We start from the raw sequence: 17,408 nt of genomic DNA, 5'->3' as shown, positions 1-17,408 counted from the left end.
GGTGAATGGACCTCATGTCACCAAGTGACGAGTGGGATAACCACGCCGCGAATTAGCGAACTGTCGACCGGGCCAAAATACCTTCCGTCAAAAGATCGTGGGCTGTAGTTAGATATCAGTAAAACGTCATTTTCGGACAGCCTAAAACCTATTTTACTATATATCGGTAACCTCCGGCCGGCAGGATCGGCGGACATTTGCGCGGTGTTTGGGATTGATGAGCCGTTGACGGATACGCCGGATGGCTCGATGGAAACCACGTCGTTTTTAGCGGCTAAAGCTCGCTTGAACAGGTATTCATAACCGCCAGGGCAGAAGCCAACTCCGATGTAGCCTCGCTGGAATGCCTCCGCTATCACCGGCAACTCTGGCGGACACGCTAACACGGTGTCACCCGGTGTAACCGGAAGATCAGTGAGCCAGTAAACCCCTGGCGGGATGCTGTGCGTGGTATTCACGCGCAAACCAGCCCAACCAGCAGTACCCACAGCAGTGGTCAAAAGGAGAGCTGCGGAAGCAAACCGGCGCAGCGTCATAGCGTGATCCTTTGCGGTTCGGTCGCGCGAATCAGGCAGTCTGTCTTGTCCGGCGCGGGAATCTCAGCCCTGACCTGAAAAATGGGATCTTGGAAGTACAGCGGCTGTCGCCCGTAAATGGCGGGAAATCCAGCGGCATAAATAACCATGTCGCCAGGCTCGGCTATCTGGTCGGAAGCGTTCTTCTTCGGCCCTGGCATCCGAAGTGCCTCATCGACCGTCAGCAGTGGCCGCTGAACTTCCTGCTGCGTCCTGGATACATTACCGAGCAGGATGGAAGAACGTCCTCCACTGGTGGTGATTTGCTCCTTCAGGATGGTCGTTTGGCCGGTGAGCTTCGACAAGTATTCGGCTGTCTCGACTCGATTCGGTGGAAAAGCATTCTGGATGTGGCAATTCGAGGTGATGGCCTCATCGTGACCGTACCCGGTCTCGCGGCTCTTGAGTTGATTGATGTCCTGACAGATCAAGTACGCCTTGATGCCATAGCCAGCGATGAAGGCAAGTGATTCTTGCAAAATATCGAGACGCCCCAGGCTCGGAAACTCGTCCATCATCAGCAACAGACGGTGTTTGTAGTGAGCTTTCGACCTGCCTTTCTCGAACTCCATTTTATCGGCCAGCAATCGCACGATCATGTTCACCAATACTCTGACTAGAGGCCGCAGGCGAGCTTTATCGTTGGGGTGGGTGACGATATACAGACTCACGGGATCGTCGTGGTTCATCAGATCCGTGATCCTGAATTGCGACTTCCTCACGTTGTTGGCGACCACTGGGTCGCGGTAAAGAGCGAGATATGACTTGGCCGTCGAGAGAACCGATCCGGCTTCCTCTTCGGGCCGGTCAATCATGTCCTGTGCGGCGGAAGCCACGACCGCATGAGGCTGTCCGTCCACATGCGCGTAGGACGTCATCTCGCGCCAGAGTTCTTTAATGGGCCGCTTGGGGTTGGTAAGAAGCGCATCGACAGCCGGCAAAGTAGCAGGGGCCCCCTCATTCTGCCCCTTATATAGAACATGCAGAATGACGCCGACAAGCAAGGCATGAGAGGTTTTCTGCCAGTGTGATTCCAGCCCCTTGCCATCGGGGTCCACGATCAAATTGGCCAGGTTCTGCACATCGCCGATGACAGAATCGGTCCCAAGGCGAATTTCCTCCAGCGGGTTCCAAGCCACGCTGCCGACGCTGGCGGCCGGATCGAAGCGCAGGACACGATTACCCGCATGCTTTTGCCGCCAGCCTGAAGTAAGCGCCCACAGTTCGCCTTTCAGATCGGTGATGACTGCCGAATGTGGCCAGCTCAACAGGGTCGGGATAACCAGGCCAACCCCTTTGCCCGAACGGGTCGGAGCGTAACAAAGCACATGCTCTGGGCCATTGTGGCGGAGATAATGTACCTTGCCGGCCTTGTCCTTCCACGCACCGACATAGACGCCATCGTTGTTAAACAAGCCGGCCGCCTCGATGTCCTTACAGTTCGCCCACCGCGCTGAGCCATGCAGGAACTCGTGCGCCTTGGCTGTATTGGCCGCCACCATCTTTGCCAACGCAACGGCAACGAGTCCAAGCGTGGCGACTATCATGCCGACGCTGCCCGACTGCATGATGGCGTCGGGATAGGTGGTGTACCAGGCGTTGGCCCACAGCAAAATTTGCCAGGGCGCATAGACAGGGCCGAGGCTGCTTCCCAATGCAGCCTGGTAGCCGAACTGGTGGGCGAACCACTGAGTCGCAGCGACAAATCCAAGCGCAAAGGCGAGCAAGACTCCGACAGCATGCGGATTGCTTCGGCCTTGGCCCTGCCGAACCTGAGGTCCGACAGCATTGTCGCGTTTCACCGCGCTCGTCCTTTGGTCTGTTGCTGAACCGCGCCATTTACGAACGTAACGGTGGTCCCGACGAGCTTCCGTCGTAACTGACTGGCCGTGGACTCATCGACCGGCAGCACATAGACATGTGTGTCCTTTTGCAAAAGCGCGAGAAGCTGGCCCTTCACAGTGCGTAATCCTCCATAAATCATCACCGCGCCGTGTTTATCGCTATATCGATCATGCTCCGGAATATCGATAAAGTAAAGCCTGTTCCTGTTCTGTTCCAGAATGTAGGAGTCAGCCGCTGTCCAGGCTGCTGGATCTATTGCTGGCTGCTCATGAGTCCGTCGCGGTTGGCCGTTCCACGGTACTCCCCCACGCTGGCCGTGTGCGGAGTTCTGCGGTTGGGGTTGTTTCATTAGCGCCTGACGGCGCTGCTCAAGCTCAGGATCATCGAACGTAATGGGCAGCTTGGTTTCCGCAGCAGCCTGCACGAGTAGATCCTTGAACTGTTCGGTACCGTTGATCGCAAGATGAGTACCGTACCGCTCCATCGCCATCTTTAGCGCTGTAGAAGCGGTCCGCTGGCTTAACTCTCTCGATACCTGAATCCGGGTGCCGTCATCCCGGATAGTTGTGTGGCCGGCCACATAAATGGCGGTTCCTTTCTTGGTGATGCTGTCCTGCATCACTTCTGCGGCGTCAGCAGATTGAGCTTGCTGGCCTGTACCTGCCACGGTGTTACCTTTCAAGGAGGACTGAGCGGCTTCCCGCGCCCGCAAGGCTACCAGCGCGTGCCGGTCTCCTTGAATAGCCTCAGCCCTCAACCAGTCAGCCCAGGTCATTCTTCGATGCAGCCGATGGACGGATTCTTTGTCGGTCCGGCACTTTTGGTTGATGTGGGCGATGTTGTCCCGCAGCGATTTGGAAACCAGCGCGTACAGCAGTCGTTTTGACTGCGCAGAGCCGCCGACCAACTTGATGACGGCTCTCTTTAACTTTGCCGTGCGCTTGGCGGTTTGAATCAGCCTGTGCCGCCTGTCTCGGACCTCCGCCGATGCCTGTGCCCGCGCTGCCGACGTTAGTCGTTGCTCGGCGATATACCTCGCATAAAGCTCTGTGGTATCGACGTGGATCTTTACCGGACGAGGTTCATAGCGGCGCTGTGCTTGGGCCTTCCGCGCAGTCTTTTCTTGTTGGAAACTTCCGAAGCGGGCCTCCAGCTTTGCTTTGGAAAACTCCCGCGAGACAGAGCTACCTTTCACATAGGTTCCCGCGCCATCGGTGAATACAAACCCGTTGCCGCGAACCATCAAGCGCAAGCCATGGGAATTCAGCACGGAATTAAATGCGGACCAGTCTCGCACTTCATTGAGATCGGCCAAGCACTCGCGTTGAATCCACCCGAGCAGGCTCTCTACGCCGGCGTGCCGCTCCATGTCTGCCGCGCGGTTTTCGCTGCCTGACTTTCGAGATTGGTGGTTATCGGGCTCCAGGCAATAGTCACGTTCAAGGCTTTTGCAGAGATCCCCCAAAACCTTGTAGTCGTTATAAGGGGTAAGAACCGTCAGTTTGCTTGGATGAACTTTGTTGATCGCAATATGCAGGTGCACATTGTCGGTATCGGTATGCAGCGCGCTGACCCGTTGATGCTCGCCGAACCCCAGACCTTCGCAGATTCGCGCTTCAATGGCTCGGAGTGCGTCCGCGCTCGGATTCTCTCCGGCCCGAAAGCTGACAATCAAATGGTAGGTCTTGTCTGCGCTCGAACGGATATTGCGCGACTGCGTGTGGGTAACCTCCAAGATGGCTTTTGACGGGTCATCGGAGTAGCAATTCGTCACGCTGACGCCATCGACCCGCTCGCGCTTTTCTTGTGGATCGCAAATGTATTTCACCAGGCCGGCAAAATCACTCTTCCGGACTGTACGCATCGGAACGTGCTTGGCGATCATGGCCCTACCTGCAACGTGTTTTAGCCGCTAAAACTCACCGCTTTGATCTCGGAAGAACCACACTCCGAATCGCATCGGTCATGAGGTCCTGCGTGTCCTCGATCTTCGACAGGAGAGCCCGGATAGTGGAATCGCCCAGCATGGCCGCCCGCGCATCGTCAGTCAGCCACAGCTTCAGCAATCCACCTAACCGTCCCAGATCACCGTTGATGCGCATTAGCTCGTCAACCTTCTCACCATCAACGACGCCTCTAGGTTCATACCCAAGACCAAGGGTCAGCAAGTACGATGAAAGGGCCAGACCAACGCGATCCGCATTGGTTTCAATCTGCCTGCGCTCATCTGGCAGGCAATAAACCTTGATGGGCGGACTGTTCTTTCGAGTGCTTGGCTTCAGTGTTTCCATGGCTCTCTCCATTGTGTTCCGGCGGCAGCCGTTGCCTCGCAGAGCAGGATTCCCGTTGAGCACACAGTGCGAATTAGGGGAAGCGAAGTAGGACAGCCGGCTCGACGGTGGGCCTACTTCACATATCCTGCCCCGGACTTAACTCACAGATACTCCATGGAAAGAGTACGACAATAGTCTGCTCTTGTCACTTTATATCGATAGTACGATACTATGCAGGACCCAACTTAGCACTTGCTGTGCTTTGCATTCGGTCTACTCATGCTTTCCACACGCTTTCCAACCGAGAAACCAGCGGATGGCCAAAAGCTACATCGAAGAATTGGGCGCTTGGGTCAAACAGCGCGAACCCGTAAAACCACGCCAAGAATCTGCGACCGTGGCTTTCCTGGCCGTGAAGGAAAACGTCGTCGAGGCCCTGGCGGCCGGCTATGCGTTGACGACGATATGGGAACACATGCACGAATCCGGACTGATCAAGTCAGGGTACGAAACCTTCCGGAAGCATGTTCGCCGATACATTCAAAGCCCGAGCCCAGAAGCCAAGGCGACGCGAAACGCCGTTTCTCCAAATACCGTCAAATCGCCACACAAGACGGCTGACGCCACGTCAAAAGAGATGCCCCAGGCGGCCCGAATGTCAGCCGCCGAGAGCGATATCTTGAAGGGATTTAGATTCAGTCCGGTACCAAACAAAGAGGAGTTATTCTGATGTCGAAAGTCCACATGGTGCTTCAAGGAAAAGGCGGCGTCGGCAAGAGCCTCATCAGCTCCGTACTCGCGCAATTCAAAGGTTCAAAAGGCCAAAACCCGCTGTGCGTCGACACAGACCCTGTAAACGCCACGTTCACGGGTTACAAGGGACTAAATGTCCGCAAGCTGGAAATCATGGAGGGTGACGAAATCAACACACGAGCCTTCGACGCCCTTGTCGAACTCGTGGCGGACAATAGCGCCGGCGACGTCATCATCGACAACGGCGCCAGTTCCTTTGTGCCGCTTTCACACTACCTCATTACCAACGAGGTACCCGCTTTGCTGGAAGCCTTGGGTTACGAGCTGGTCGTACATACTGTTATAACAGGAGGCCAGGCCCTGGAAGACACCGTAAACGGCTTTCGGGCGCTTGCCAGCCAGTTCCCGACACCATCCACAATTGTCGTTTGGCTGAATCAGTATTGGGGACCCATCGAGCACGAAGGCAAAGGCTTCGAGCAATTGAAAGCCTACAAAGACTACAAGGATCGTGTCGCGGCGGTCGTGACGATTCCAAAGCTGAAGGAGGAAACCTATGGCCGTGACATTTCGGACATGCTCCAGGCTCGCCAGACATTCGACGAGGCGTTGGCGATGGAGTCTTTGACGATCATGACCCGGCAGCGCCTCAAGATATTCAAAGACAAGCTATTCGGCCAGATGGAAGCGGCGGCTGTCCTATGAGCACACCAATAGAGGAATTAATCAAAGAGATCGCGGCGACCCATGCGATTTCCGTGGGGCGGGATGATCCCATAATGGTCCTGCATACAATCAACAAGCGGCTACTCCTGGATAGCTACAACGTCCAGCAGGAACTTCTGAAGCGCTTCGAGGAGAACCTCGAAGCCGCGGCGCAACGCTGGAGGGACGATTCAAAAACTCGCGCCGAACGCATTTTGAATGCGGCTCTCACGTCTAGCAGACAAACAATCGATGAAGCGACTACATCCGGCGCACGCGCCGTCGCGGAAGCGGTGCGCAAGGAGATCCAAAGCGACGCAAACGTCGTGAATGGAGCAGTGAGCAACTTACGCTGGCTCATCATGGGCAACTTATTTGCCTCCACAGTAGCACTTGGGGCGTCGTTGCTTGCTTTAAGCGATAAGCTTTAAGCGCAGAATTTAGCCGCTAAAAAGTGTGAAATCAGGGCTTTCCCAACACCAGTTCAGATCGTGGTTCGCTTCTATCAAGTGATATAACATTTATTCGTTAGGAGAACGGTTCATTGCGCATCAGCTTTCTTCGCAGTGAATCGGCTTTACGCTTGACGCCGATCTTTGGATTGATCCGTAACGCCTCATCGAAGGCGGCAATTGCCCCCTCGTTGTTGCGCAAGAACTCATGGGCTAATCCTTGAATCTTGAGTGCGATAGCCTTCCAACTTTGGTCCTTCTCTGCACCGAGCGAAAGAGCCCTAATAGTTGCCTCAAGCGCTGCACTGGCAAGTTGATCGTTGAGTTCGGGAGTCTTAACAATCTCTTCGGCGGCTAACAAAACTACGTCATACCTATCACATCGCAGCCGAGCCGCGTCGAATTTTTCTGAATCAATAAAGTTCCCCAGCATGTCATAGTAAAACGTGCCAATCTTGTTTATGACGACACCAAATTTCGGAATGTCCTCGATAAACATGTATCTGTCAGCCCTGCCGGTGGGAGGATGTATGGAAAATAACTCGACGGTCTTTTCCACATCAAATGCGGTGAATCGGTTTCCGTCTTCGCCTAGTGGAGAGTTGGCAGTTTGGCAGACTGCAAAGTGCCCAGTATCGGATATGGCGCTGTTATATAGATTCGCTTCGAACTTCTTCTTAATGAGTTCACGCCCAGTGGAGGAAATTACGTAGAACGTTCCAGATAGCTCACTCCCGAAATGCCAGTCTTCAATAGCAAAGGTGCCATTCTCCGCGACACTGCCGGAATTGGGTCGTTCCAATTTGCCCTGCAACGCGATTCTGTCTTGTGTAACGTTATAGAGGACATAGCGTCCATGACCGCTTTCTCGATAGCCGCCTCTATGATTTGGCTCATCGCTATCACTCCAGCATATTGCCCACTCGCCGGAGTGCGATTTTCTGAACGGCCCAAAGAAACCCAATAGCTCTATTTCAACAAAATTTTCGCGAAAGGAAGCAAGCTTTGGCGACAAAGGCTGAGAATGCACTCGATCCGCAACTTTTGTCTTGCTACCTCCGAATAGAAAATTGAACAAGCCCATTAGTTCCCCTAACGTTTCAGCTCAGTCGCGTCGGGCCGATGAGGTTTAATTATCAACCAAGATGCGATCCCGGCGTTGCCTGCAACCGGTTTGTTAGCCGCCGAACTGGAAATCACCGCATTACGCCTAGTCCGGATCAGAAATGTCATCGGGATAGGGTAGCTGACTGTTCACGGCGAGAAGGAATGCTTTGAACTCCACAATGTCGGCGATCAAGCCAGACTGAGTGCCAATGTCACGATCACAGAAGTGGTGAATCGCGTTGCCGCGCCGCTGGACACGACGAAGGAATGGCTCGAACTTAAAATCACCTTTCTTGGCGTAAAGTGCAATCAGCCTGTCGAAAGCTATGTCTTCGGGCGAGAGAAGCGTCCGCTTGCGGTCATAAACCGCGTCTTGGTCTTTTCGATAATCATTAAACCAGACAGAAAAGAACAGCTTCAGCGCCCCCTCGCACAGGCTCCGCAACGTTATGTAACCAAGAATCTGACGGGCTTCGGCGACGTCAGGCGGAAATGGTGGGAGATAATCATAGAGCGTATGTGTGAACGAAAGTTGGCGGTCAAGTCGAGCCTCGGCAAGAAGGTCCGCCGCGGCGCTCGGCGCCCAGCCGTGAGACCGAGACCAGAACTGCTCCTGAGCCTTAGTCACTCGGATGATCTTGTCGATAGCGGAGGAAGGCATGGCGAGTGCGGCTCACTCCCTAGGTAATCCTACATAGTAGCCAGAGGTGGACAACGTCGGCTTGAGTGAATTGTTGGATGGAGCCGCTACAAGAGTTCTGTTGCAGCAGAGCTCGCAATTGAAAATCACACAGCATCTCGCTGTCCTGACTTTAGCGGCTAAAACGCCATTGCCCTACTCTCTTGGCGCAAACTCCGTCAACCTATGTTGGCACCGACCTCCTGTACTACGGTTCGAACCCCATGCACCACCGTTTGCGGGATGCGTGATTCCAGTGCTTGCACTCGAAAACGATTGCGTACTTCCTCCCCCGAACCGTTTCTTCGGCGTAAACGTCGAGTTCCACAACACCGCGGGCAGACTGAATCTTCCTCTCGACTTCGCCGTCAAAACCGCACTCTTCGAGAATGCGACCTACTTCGGTCTGCAGCGACTGCCAAGTATCAGGTGCGTTACGGGTGATCATGCGACATAATGCTCAAGCTAAACCGCGGGACCGCCAGAGGCGGAACCGTCGGCTTGAGCGCCTTGTTGGGCGTCCTTCGAAGCCATTTCCCGCATGGACAACCGTTCGATTCTCATCAGAGCTTCTTCGGCCTCCTCCCTTGACTTCAATCGCCACAGCATGGCGACACAGACGATTGAAATCCCAATGCCGGAGACAATAAACGCGACCTGCTGGGGCCTTTGGGTAAAAAGGTAGACGACATCCTGATAAAAGATCCCGCCTAGGGTCATTAGCACCCCAACGACTGAGTAGAGCTGAAGGGCGAGTTTGTAGGATGACGTGCGCCGACGAGCATAAATCTTGTAATGACCAATCTCATCTTGGGCCTCTTTAACATCAGAGCCGGTGATCTCAATCAGATCGTCTCCTAGCACATACTTCCTCTGCTTGATGCTCTCTTCTAACTCTTTCGCTTTTCGTTCCTTGTAACTTTCAATCGCGTTCTTTCCGGATTCTGTATAAATGATTTTCATGGCTGTTTCAGCCTCGTGCTGCGCACAACAAATAGAACCACTGCGATGGCCACGCTTAGGACGAAGAGAGGTGTCCCCCAAGACTCCTTTAAAGAGCCTCCGCCGATGCCGGCAAGAGCAGTAAAGACGTATTCACCAATTTGAACCGGGATAGCCCAAGGTGACGCCTTGGCCTTGCCAAGACTAGCTGCCATAGCCATGGCGCCAGACCTTACATGGTCGTGTGTCACCTCAACGCTTGAATCGTCCGCCTTATCTGCTTGGGCGAACACAATCGCCTTTTCTAACAAGGTTTTTTCAAAGTCAGCAACTGCATCTTTGTACCGTTTTAGGCCAGAAGTGGTAAGCCCGGCTTGTGTCAATTCCTGATCTGTTCTCACATAGTTCCCCTACCGTGCGATTCCTGCGTTCTCTATACCGGTCTATATTTGACGCCCAACGCCCAACAAGTAATTGAGCAGTTTCTGTGTATCTTCTCTTTAAGCAAGATAAACAGATCTGAACTCGCTGACATGACAAGCTTTTCCTTGCGAGTTGTCTGATCGCTATGAAGCTACTGTCTTGCTCCTGGAGCGCCAGCAACTCAATATCGCACAGCATCACGCTGTCTAGACTTTAGCGGCTAAAACCGCCTGTTGCCTCTGGGAGCGCAAATGCCCTCATCCCTCGATGACAGCCACCAATTCAACGCTCGACAAGTCAGCTTCAAACTCAGCACCGTCATCGTCTAATCTGATCCAAGCGAACCCATGAGAGGCCGGGCGCTTTTTCAGCAGAAGCCGGCCTTGCCGGCCGTCATGCCTGACCAAGACAATGGCTTTTTTCAGCTTGTCCGGATCAGCAACCTTGGCCTCAGGCTTTTGGCGATCAACCGCCTCTTCTTCTGCTGAAATCTGTTCGGCGTCAATCTCGCTTTCGTCTTCCTCAATTACTCTGCCCCGAGATTCAGCATCAATAAAATCGCGGAGCTGTTTGACAGTCCCGCGCGTTATGTCCTGATTAGGCCCGGCCAGCCAGGCAGTAACAGCACCATCATCGGATTTGTAAGCCTTGGTAAGCTCGTTGATCAGAGTTACGTCATTGGTCCTGCCCGTCTGGAACGCCTGAGCAATCGGCTCTGGCAGATCGAGCAGTGTTACGTGCTGAGTTACAAACGCCGGAGACTTGCCCAACTCCTTGGCGATCTCCCCTTTCTTTTTGCCCTTCGCTAACTCTCTGCCAATATAGTCGGCGATTTCACGTGGCGTTAGTTCATTCCGCTGCAGGTTCTCGATGACCTGGTCGACTTCCAGGTAGTCGTTATCGATGAAAGCCGGAATGGTGTCCTTGCCGGCAACTTTGGTTGCCCGGAACCGGCGTGCGCCGTGATTGATAATGTACCTACCCGGCTGGTCCTTGTTGTCTCTCAGCGAAATCGGTGTCTTTACGCCACGCAAGCGAATCGTCTCCGCAAGTTCGGCCAGACTCTCCTTTGAGAAACCCGGGTTGTCGGCATGGCGAGGCTGATTCGGATCTTCGTCAATCAGATCCAGAGCTATGTGTTGCGGCCCTGCCTCAGCGGGTCCGTTCTCGGGATCGCTCAGCAAGCCGGAAAGATCGCCAATGCTGTCGAGACCAAGCCCGGACATCATCGAACTCACCACCGGTTCCTCGCCGCTCTTCTTGCGTTTTACTGCTGTAGCCATTTAGGCAATCTCCAACTTGTCGAACACATAACTCGCAAGGGCACGCACTTCTTGTGCCGCCTTGCGGGCCGCTGTCTTTTTGATCTTCCAAACAGGGATACCCGACGCGAGCGCATCGGCGATGCTGCTGCGCAATCCGATCCTGGCCGGTATCAGTAGCTGAGGATACGCGCGTTCCAATTCCCCCAGGTGCCGCGCATGGCGTGGATTCCTGGCATCCACCTTACTTGGCATCATTCCAAGGAATTGAAGGGACTTATTGGTCTTCCTGACATTTGCGATTGTGGTGACCATCTTCTTGATTCCCTGGATGCTGTAAGCCTCCAGCTCAATTGGGGACAGCACGAAATCAGCAGAGAACAGCGCAGCGACCATTGAGACGCCAAGGGATGGAGCCGTATCGATCAGGATGACATCAAAGCCCTTTTTCAACGTATCGATGTTCAGCTTGAAGTTGGCGCTGGCTTCGTTGATGGTGCGCCGTTCCATGTCGGCGAGCTTGGCATCGCTCTCGATCAACTGCATCATTGGGCCGGACGGCAACCGCTTGACGAAATCTTTAAGGCCCTTATTCCCGGCATCGAACAAGTGGCTGGCGAGTTGGCCACTTTTATGGTGCTGCAGCGTAAATGAGGCGTTGGCCTGGGTGTCCAGGTCGATAACCGCTACCCTCAAACCGCGCTCCAGAAAGTCAAAAGCCAGATGGACGAGCGTGGAAGTTTTCCCAACACCGCCCTTCTGGTTGGCGGTTACTAGCGTTTTCATAGCCCTAAAACCTTCGAAGGTATTCGTAGCTTGCGCCATAGGAGGTTCCATCCCTTGATTTTGATGTTTCTAGTCCGTGCTTAGGCTCATGATTGTATGCCGGTTCGAGCGATCAGGCATTCCATGGCAAGTGCTTATTTTCGGAGCCAGGAGCAGCCTGAGCAATGACCGACGGATAAATGCTAGATCTGTTAGTTTATTTGGTCAATCGTTTTTTATAGCTTTTAATTTTAGCGGCTAAATTCGGCTTCTATCCACAGCAATGGTTGATGAGCTTGTGGATAATCGTGTGAATCGTCATATTTCTCGCGTTCTCCGGGCGAATGGTCAACTTTCGTTCACATCGTCACTACCCTCACTACCGGGCGATTTTGCACCCTTTGCGGAGACGGCTGACGGGCCTAATCGCGCTACGATGACGGCCATTTGTTCTTGGTGTGCTGCCAGTTGGCCGGATAAGCGAGCTGTTTCCTCCCGTGCTTTTGAAGCGCCCTTTCGTTCTTCATCCCGCTCGGCCTCTATTTTGGTCAGTCGCTCCGCAATCCGATGAACTTCGGTGGCTGCCTGCTTTTTCTGATCCTGCTGAGACTGTTCCAGCGCCTCGTATTTCACCTGTAGAGCAGCCAACTCCATGCGGAGTTTATCTCGCTCACTGGTGACGACCTGCAGATCACGTCCTTGTAACTCCAGAGCTAACTGATGAGCCTTTTTAGTTGATTCAAGCTCGTCCCTGAGCTGAGTGAGTTCTTTAGCCTGCTGTTCGAAAGCTTCAGATATCTCCCGGCGCAAGCTGTCCAACTCGTCCCTCTCGCCATCCCAAGCGCTCTGTGCTGCCCGTAGGCCCTCATTAGCCAACTCCTGGGCCTGTTGCCATAGGTTCGCCAGCGCCAGGCTGTTAGCGCGACTGACAGCCTCCGGAACCTGTATCGCCGTAGGCGCCGCTTTAGCCAACTGTTGCCGGCGCCATTCGCGCATAACAGCGCTGGTTGTATTCATGTCAGCTCTCGCTGCACGGCGTACCTGATCCACCGTGGGGAAGACCTCATGGCGGTTATCTTCGTAAATAGTCGTAGCGGCAGCGATAATGCGCTCGCGGATATCGGAAGGGATAGCGGACATGATGGACTCCTAGATTTTTAATAATCATAATATTATTTTTATTATTTAGATAAGGAACTTAATGCGTTTGTGATTGCGTCAACCTACGAGTGACAGATTTCAGCCAATTCCAGCCCATCGCGCTATCAGCCAAGTGGTCAATGGTACGACTGCTCCACCCAGGCAGCTGACGTTCGATTCTCATCCAGGGTCGCCATATCCTCGGCCATTGCAGCCGCTCGTGATCACGGCTTATTCGGCCCGAATGTCAGGATTACGAAACATGCTGGGCCAGTTGCGGTAAGCGCCCCGCATTGCCGTGCATTCATGACGCTCCATATTTGTCCGCTGTTCCTCTTATACGGAATACACCAACGACCTGGCTATCGCTCACCGCGATCATACCTATTCCGATGACCGCTAGGAAAGCCGACGCCCAACAACTGGAACAATCAAGAAATTGCAACTATCGTTTTACCTTTAACGAGCAAAATAGAATGCTTTTTCACGTACAACAATCATGGAAAACCAAGAATGCGCTTCGAACGGCATTGGCAGTTTATAGGAAAATGGTTCAATTCTTCAGCATTGCGACTATTAGTCGGCTGGTTTGCGCTTGTTCCAATTGTTGTAAAAGTGCTGGAGCACATGCCTCAAGAGACAAAATTTACTATCGAAAATATGAGTTACGTATTGCATTGGGAACTCCCATTTCGGTGGTGGCTTTTATGGTTGGCTTCATTCGTCTACACAATTGCATGGGTTCTTTATGTCATATGGGTGCCATCCATAGTAAAACGATACCGAAATTTCACATCATATAAGCAAGAGGGACATTCTCCTCGGTGGATCGTATGGGAGATTTATTATGAAGTCCCAATGGGCGGGGTTGAGAAACAGCGAAATTTCCTTCACGCCGCATTTAGATGTATATTTCCTAACACATCTTCGAAGCTCTTTAAAACTCTTGTAGAGAAAAAGCTTGCAGCTAAGTGCTGTCCGGAAGTTAAGCCACTAGAGCGGCCACTAAAAGAACCCGAAAAGACTTATTGGACGTTTTTTTACGAGAATACGCTCTATGAGTTAAAAATTAGTGAAAATGATGACAATGTCGATGAAGCCGAGCGAGAGTTATTTTGGGAATTATACGGGTACCTGGCCGGCAGCAGACCAATAAAGCGCGGCATTGTTATTTTGCTTCTTTTGATCGGTTCAGTTCTTATCCTTATCACAGTTCTTCAAAATATCTGTACTGTATTAGAGTGGATATTTAATAGGTTAATATAAACGATCTAGGCAGGCTATGGCGTAAGCTTAGCGCCTGGAAATCCAATCGGCATTCTGGAAAAAGTAAACTCATGCAAGAAAAGAGACTGCGCTTTACTACACCATTAACTGTAACCAGCCAATTCCCTTTCTGCAGCCTTCCATTACGTCTAGATTCGTATAGAGGCTGCGCATTTGGTTGTACCTATTGCTTTGCTCTTTATCGCGGCGGAAACGTACCGGATCGTCGTGTTATTCCAGCTGATCCATATGCACTTCATAAAATGTTCCGGCGTGCCCAAGAAGATTCTGCCGGCTTAATTGCGGAGATGATAAGACGCAGAGTGCCAATACATTTTGGAGGCATGAGTGATCCGTTTCAACCGGCCGAACTACGTCATCGAATAACAGCGAGATTTCTTGAGGCAATAATCGAGGCAGAATACCCAGTTGTAATAAGCACAAAGAGTGATGCGATTTGCAGGGAACCGTATTTATCAATGCTAAGAGACTGCAAGTATTTGATCTGTCAGTTCTCGTTCAGCTCAACGAATGATGCATTTTCAGAAAAAGTCGAGCCTCACTCGTCGCCTCCAACAAAGCTGCTTGCAGCTGCAGAATTCTTGGCCGAGATGAAAATTCCAGTATTGGCTCGATGGCAACCATATATTCCTGGACTATCAGAAAGCCCAGAGACCTTTGTGAGTAGAGTAGCTCAGCGGGGAATACGGCATGTTTCGTTAGAACACTTAAAGATACCAGTGGAACGTCGACACCCCTTTTCTGGCGGCAATGAGCCAGAAGTCATGATTAGAGCTAGAATGCTGTACCAAAGTTTGTCATCAAGAAGGGACGGCCGAGAATTTCTGTTGCCCGCAACCCAGAAAATCACAACAGTTATTCGAGCAAGAGATGCATGTAAACAAGCGGGGCTTTCATTTGGCGCTGCCGACAACGAATTTCAGTTTTTATCGGATGGTGAGGCATGCTGTAGTGGAGTTAACCAGTTTTTAGGCTTTGAGAACGTCTTTAAATATCATATTGGTTGCGCTCTTAAGCGAAGTGTCAATGACAAAATTTCGCTAGATCGCGTTGCCAATGAATGGCGCCCCAAGAACTCGATCGACAGATATTTGAATTCTAGAAGCCGATTACATTCCAGGCTGGGTGTCAAAGGCACTGTCGAAGATCATCTTAAATATAGATGGAATACCGATTCGGCAAATGGTAGCCCAACAACCTACTATGGCGTAGAGCGAACTGGTAATACATCTCCTGACGGAGATGTTGTCTACCAATGGTCGGCAGAAGCCCAATCACTATTTGCTCAATTTCGTATGTCTTAATCAATATATTATCAGGTTTGACTTTGCCAATCTTGGTAAATTCTGATTGCGGCTTTCGTCAGTATGCGGTCGCTCATCCAGTCCAGATGAGATTCTGCCGTCAGGGCCTCAGGTACGCAGCGCCCGTATCAATTGCTGACGTTCGTGAATGACTGATTTATGGCGAGGTTGATGACGGCAATGGCCGAGGACCTCCAGTTCGGTTGGGGTGACCCAGCGGCCGGTCCACTTCGGAACCGGCCATAGGGAATCAGGCCTGTTCGATGTCAGCAATGGGTCGGAAGCACGCAGCTGAGGTAGAGGCAAGCCGACGTTCGCGAATGGCCGTTGTGCGGATTGGTCGACTGACGGCAATGGCCGAATTTGCCAGGTAGAGATGGCACGTGGGCGTCGGAGGTGGTTGGGGTAGCGGTCGTTCGCGGTAGGGCTTCTCGTGCTTATCGATTGACCATAGTTGGCCAAAGAACAAGGATAGATTTAGAAGGTTAAACAAGGATAAAGAATAAGAGTCTACAAGCCATTGTTTAGTCTATGAAAAGATTGGATGCGCGCGTCTTAGAACTCCTGTCCAGACAACCTTTTGGCTTGCCTGGCAGCATTGCCGCGTCTTAAAACTCCCGTGCTCTTCCTCAAGCGCGCCTTAGAACTCCTACGCTTTTTGGCAGGCGCGCCTTAAAACTCCTGCCGCTTCCCGAGAACGCGCCTTAAAACTCCCACATGCCGGCTTTCTCCCTGTGGATAAACAGAGGGTGCGCCTTAAAACTCCCGAGAGCCGCGCTTTAAAACTCCCGGAATTTCAGCCAGGCGCGCTTTAGAACTCCCAATTCTATGTTCGGCATGGTCCTGTTCATGTGTAATCCAGATCCTACAAAACTGCGTCAAATCGCATACTTAGTCATGAACCGCGCCTTAAAACTCCTGGGCTGCGAGTTGTTGTGGCGCTCAGTTTGTCGCCACGAAACGGAATAACCAGTAGTGTGTACTAAAAATTCCTTTAATCATTGTGTTAAGGCAATAGCGCGCCTTAAAACTCCTGTCTCGCTATCGCCATGGCACACAGCACTTCAAGCTGATTAAGGTGCTTCAATTCAGGTTATATCGCTCAATCTGCGGCAAAGCGCGCCTTAAAACTCCCGTTTTTAGATCTATTACTGTATCGAGCAGGGCACCACTGTGGCGGCTTCCTCGTTATCTTTTGCCCTTTTGTTGGCGGCCTTCATTTCTCGAACGAATTCCCGCGACGGTTTTAGCTGATAAAGAACGTCGGCGACTCCACCGCGTCCGCCCCTGTACGCTTTTTTTGAGACTTCCTGCAAGACGCCACCGTTGACCAGTTCCATAAAGGCGTCGTCGACATCCTTGCGGTTATCGCGTTCTCTTCCACGGTTCAGCATGGCTGAGTCCCGGCGGATCGTGCTGTAGCGCATTTCAAAGTCAGGGGCCAACACGCCCGCAAAGGTGAACTTCAAAGAGAGCTGCCGATGAAGCCAGCGCGCCAGCTGGGTGGAGTGCCGCATCATCTGGTCGTAATTGAACTGCCTGTAAGTGAGGCGATCGATTGATTGGGTAACCAGCGGATGGAATTGAGCGACCCAACGTGCGCGGGGGTCTTCCGCGAGCTGCTTGGCTGAGACAGCGGCCAGGGCGGGCAGATAGTTGGCTGCAATGAACCGTTCGCCCTTGCCGTTCCCTGCTCGAATCTCGATATGGCTTCGCTGCAGGATCGTGAGGCTCTGCATGATCTGGCGATAGGATCGGGTATGCCCTCTGGATGCCAGCTCGGTCCGGAGTTCATGCAGGGAGAAAGACACGCCGCTCCGAACCTGCTTCTGCTCATAAAAGCCTTGATTCTGACGTACGGCCAGCTTGCGCAGTGCATCTTCTACGAGTTCTTCG

Annotated in this window: 16 protein-coding genes and 1 pseudogene; 5 read left to right on the top strand and 12 right to left on the bottom strand. The window is 52.5% G+C overall.

All coding sequences use genetic code 11. The features are described 5' to 3' along the window. Positions 1 to 17: 17 nt before the first annotated feature. The 4 genes from traF to traJ are packed head-to-tail and all read right to left on the bottom strand — an operon-like array spanning position 18 to position 4,711. Positions 18 to 536 (bottom strand): conjugative transfer signal peptidase TraF, encoded by a 519-nt coding sequence (gene traF / locus EK23_RS22775; protein ID WP_082054340.1) that lies wholly within the window; start codon positions 534 to 536, stop codon positions 18 to 20. Then, positions 533 to 2,377 carry a type IV secretory system conjugative DNA transfer family protein gene (locus EK23_RS18815; RefSeq protein WP_045226946.1) on the bottom strand — a complete coding sequence of 615 codons (1,845 nt, stop codon included), beginning with the start codon at positions 2,375 to 2,377 and terminating at the stop codon, positions 533 to 535. The genes traF and EK23_RS18815 overlap by 4 nt, the downstream gene beginning before the upstream one ends. Beyond that, positions 2,374 to 4,305 (bottom strand): TraI/MobA(P) family conjugative relaxase, encoded by a 1,932-nt coding sequence (traI, locus tag EK23_RS18810; protein ID WP_045226945.1) that lies wholly within the window; start codon positions 4,303 to 4,305, stop codon positions 2,374 to 2,376. The genes EK23_RS18815 and traI overlap by 4 nt, the downstream gene beginning before the upstream one ends. A 34-nt stretch (positions 4,306 to 4,339) precedes the next feature. Beyond that, entirely contained in the window at positions 4,340 to 4,711 is a 372-nt protein-coding gene (gene traJ / locus EK23_RS18805) for a conjugal transfer transcriptional regulator TraJ (RefSeq protein ID WP_045226978.1), read from the bottom strand. A 298-nt stretch (positions 4,712 to 5,009) separates the two neighbouring features. On the opposite strand from traJ, the gene EK23_RS18800 reads away from it, so the two are divergent. Genes EK23_RS18800 through traM form a run of 3 tightly spaced genes read left to right on the top strand, consistent with a single transcriptional unit; the run spans position 5,010 to position 6,582 of the window. After that, positions 5,010 to 5,423, top strand: a complete 414-nt coding sequence (locus EK23_RS18800; protein WP_045226944.1) for a TraK family protein — start codon at positions 5,010 to 5,012, stop codon at positions 5,421 to 5,423. Next, complete coding sequence (locus EK23_RS18795) at positions 5,423 to 6,151, top strand: PRK13886 family protein (protein WP_045226943.1); 729 nt, start codon at positions 5,423 to 5,425, stop codon at positions 6,149 to 6,151. The genes EK23_RS18800 and EK23_RS18795 overlap by 1 nt, the downstream gene beginning before the upstream one ends. Next, entirely contained in the window at positions 6,148 to 6,582 is a 435-nt protein-coding gene (traM, locus tag EK23_RS18790; RefSeq protein ID WP_045226942.1) for a conjugal transfer transcriptional regulator TraM, read from the top strand. The genes EK23_RS18795 and traM overlap by 4 nt, the downstream gene beginning before the upstream one ends. A gap of 97 nt (positions 6,583 to 6,679) precedes the next feature. Here traM and EK23_RS22115 read toward each other — a convergent pair whose 3' ends face one another. The 7 genes from EK23_RS22115 to EK23_RS18745 all read right to left on the bottom strand — a co-directional run bounded on the left by EK23_RS22115 (position 6,680) and on the right by EK23_RS18745 (position 12,921). After that, on the bottom strand, positions 6,680 to 7,687 hold the full coding sequence (locus EK23_RS22115) for a tetratricopeptide repeat protein (RefSeq protein WP_052808351.1): 1,008 nt from the start codon (positions 7,685 to 7,687) through the stop codon (positions 6,680 to 6,682). A gap of 126 nt (positions 7,688 to 7,813) precedes the next feature. Then, positions 7,814 to 8,371 (bottom strand): hypothetical protein, encoded by a 558-nt coding sequence (locus EK23_RS18775; protein WP_045226941.1) that lies wholly within the window; start codon positions 8,369 to 8,371, stop codon positions 7,814 to 7,816. Between the two features lie 483 nt (positions 8,372 to 8,854). After that, the gene (locus EK23_RS18765; RefSeq protein ID WP_045226939.1) at positions 8,855 to 9,352 is read right to left on the bottom strand and encodes a hypothetical protein; all 498 of its coding nucleotides are present in this window, start codon (positions 9,350 to 9,352) and stop codon (positions 8,855 to 8,857) included. Next, the gene (locus EK23_RS18760; protein ID WP_052808350.1) at positions 9,349 to 9,732 is read right to left on the bottom strand and encodes a hypothetical protein; all 384 of its coding nucleotides are present in this window, start codon (positions 9,730 to 9,732) and stop codon (positions 9,349 to 9,351) included. Before EK23_RS18760 ends, EK23_RS18765 begins: the two co-directional genes overlap by 4 nt. A 279-nt stretch (positions 9,733 to 10,011) precedes the next feature. Further along, positions 10,012 to 11,037: a ParB/RepB/Spo0J family partition protein gene (locus tag EK23_RS18755; protein ID WP_045226938.1), complete on the bottom strand. Its 1,026-nt coding sequence runs from the start codon at positions 11,035 to 11,037 to the stop codon at positions 10,012 to 10,014. Then, on the bottom strand, positions 11,038 to 11,841 hold the full coding sequence (locus EK23_RS18750) for a ParA family protein (protein ID WP_235282206.1): 804 nt from the start codon (positions 11,839 to 11,841) through the stop codon (positions 11,038 to 11,040). 288 nt (positions 11,842 to 12,129) lie between these two features. Next, positions 12,130 to 12,921: a DNA-binding protein gene (locus EK23_RS18745; RefSeq protein ID WP_045226937.1), complete on the bottom strand. Its 792-nt coding sequence runs from the start codon at positions 12,919 to 12,921 to the stop codon at positions 12,130 to 12,132. A 513-nt stretch (positions 12,922 to 13,434) separates the two neighbouring features. Here EK23_RS18745 and EK23_RS23465 point away from each other — a divergent pair. Both EK23_RS23465 and EK23_RS23460 read left to right on the top strand, forming a co-directional pair. Beyond that, positions 13,435 to 14,187 (top strand): hypothetical protein, encoded by a 753-nt coding sequence (locus EK23_RS23465; protein WP_145998739.1) that lies wholly within the window; start codon positions 13,435 to 13,437, stop codon positions 14,185 to 14,187. A 71-nt stretch (positions 14,188 to 14,258) separates the two neighbouring features. Further along, positions 14,259 to 15,512 carry an SPL family radical SAM protein gene (locus EK23_RS23460; protein ID WP_145998738.1) on the top strand — a complete coding sequence of 418 codons (1,254 nt, stop codon included), beginning with the start codon at positions 14,259 to 14,261 and terminating at the stop codon, positions 15,510 to 15,512. Between the two features lie 1,148 nt (positions 15,513 to 16,660). On the opposite strand, the pseudogene EK23_RS23730 reads toward EK23_RS23460, so the two are convergent. After that, positions 16,661 to 17,408 (bottom strand): annotated as a pseudogene (locus EK23_RS23730) (replication protein); the annotation flags it as partial.

The organism is Methyloterricola oryzae, assembly GCF_000934725.1.
Classification (GTDB): domain Bacteria; phylum Pseudomonadota; class Gammaproteobacteria; order Methylococcales; family Methylococcaceae; genus Methyloterricola; species Methyloterricola oryzae.
The sequence above is the reverse complement of the archived record's forward strand: the minus strand, read 5'-3'. Positions and strand labels throughout refer to the sequence as shown.

Bases quoted from the DNA above. Each gene is read 5' to 3' on its own strand.
- traF (WP_082054340.1), bottom strand. From the start codon at position 536: ATGACGCTGCGCCGGTTTGCTTCCGCAGCTCTCCTTTTGACCACTGCT.
- traI (WP_045226945.1), bottom strand. From the start codon at position 4,305: ATGATCGCCAAGCACGTTCCGATGCGTACAGTCCGGAAGAGTGATTTT.
- traJ (WP_045226978.1), bottom strand. From the start codon at position 4,711: ATGGAAACACTGAAGCCAAGCACTCGAAAGAACAGTCCGCCCATCAAG.
- EK23_RS18800 (WP_045226944.1), top strand. From the start codon at position 5,010: ATGGCCAAAAGCTACATCGAAGAATTGGGCGCTTGGGTCAAACAGCGC.
- EK23_RS18795 (WP_045226943.1), top strand. From the start codon at position 5,423: ATGTCGAAAGTCCACATGGTGCTTCAAGGAAAAGGCGGCGTCGGCAAG.
- traM (WP_045226942.1), top strand. From the start codon at position 6,148: ATGAGCACACCAATAGAGGAATTAATCAAAGAGATCGCGGCGACCCAT.
- EK23_RS22115 (WP_052808351.1), bottom strand. From the start codon at position 7,687: ATGGGCTTGTTCAATTTTCTATTCGGAGGTAGCAAGACAAAAGTTGCG.
- EK23_RS18775 (WP_045226941.1), bottom strand. From the start codon at position 8,371: ATGCCTTCCTCCGCTATCGACAAGATCATCCGAGTGACTAAGGCTCAG.
- EK23_RS18765 (WP_045226939.1), bottom strand. From the start codon at position 9,352: ATGAAAATCATTTATACAGAATCCGGAAAGAACGCGATTGAAAGTTAC.
- EK23_RS18755 (WP_045226938.1), bottom strand. From the start codon at position 11,037: ATGGCTACAGCAGTAAAACGCAAGAAGAGCGGCGAGGAACCGGTGGTG.
- EK23_RS18750 (WP_235282206.1), bottom strand. From the start codon at position 11,841: ATGGCGCAAGCTACGAATACCTTCGAAGGTTTTAGGGCTATGAAAACG.
- EK23_RS18745 (WP_045226937.1), bottom strand. From the start codon at position 12,921: ATGTCCGCTATCCCTTCCGATATCCGCGAGCGCATTATCGCTGCCGCT.
- EK23_RS23465 (WP_145998739.1), top strand. From the start codon at position 13,435: ATGCGCTTCGAACGGCATTGGCAGTTTATAGGAAAATGGTTCAATTCT.
- EK23_RS23460 (WP_145998738.1), top strand. From the start codon at position 14,259: ATGCAAGAAAAGAGACTGCGCTTTACTACACCATTAACTGTAACCAGC.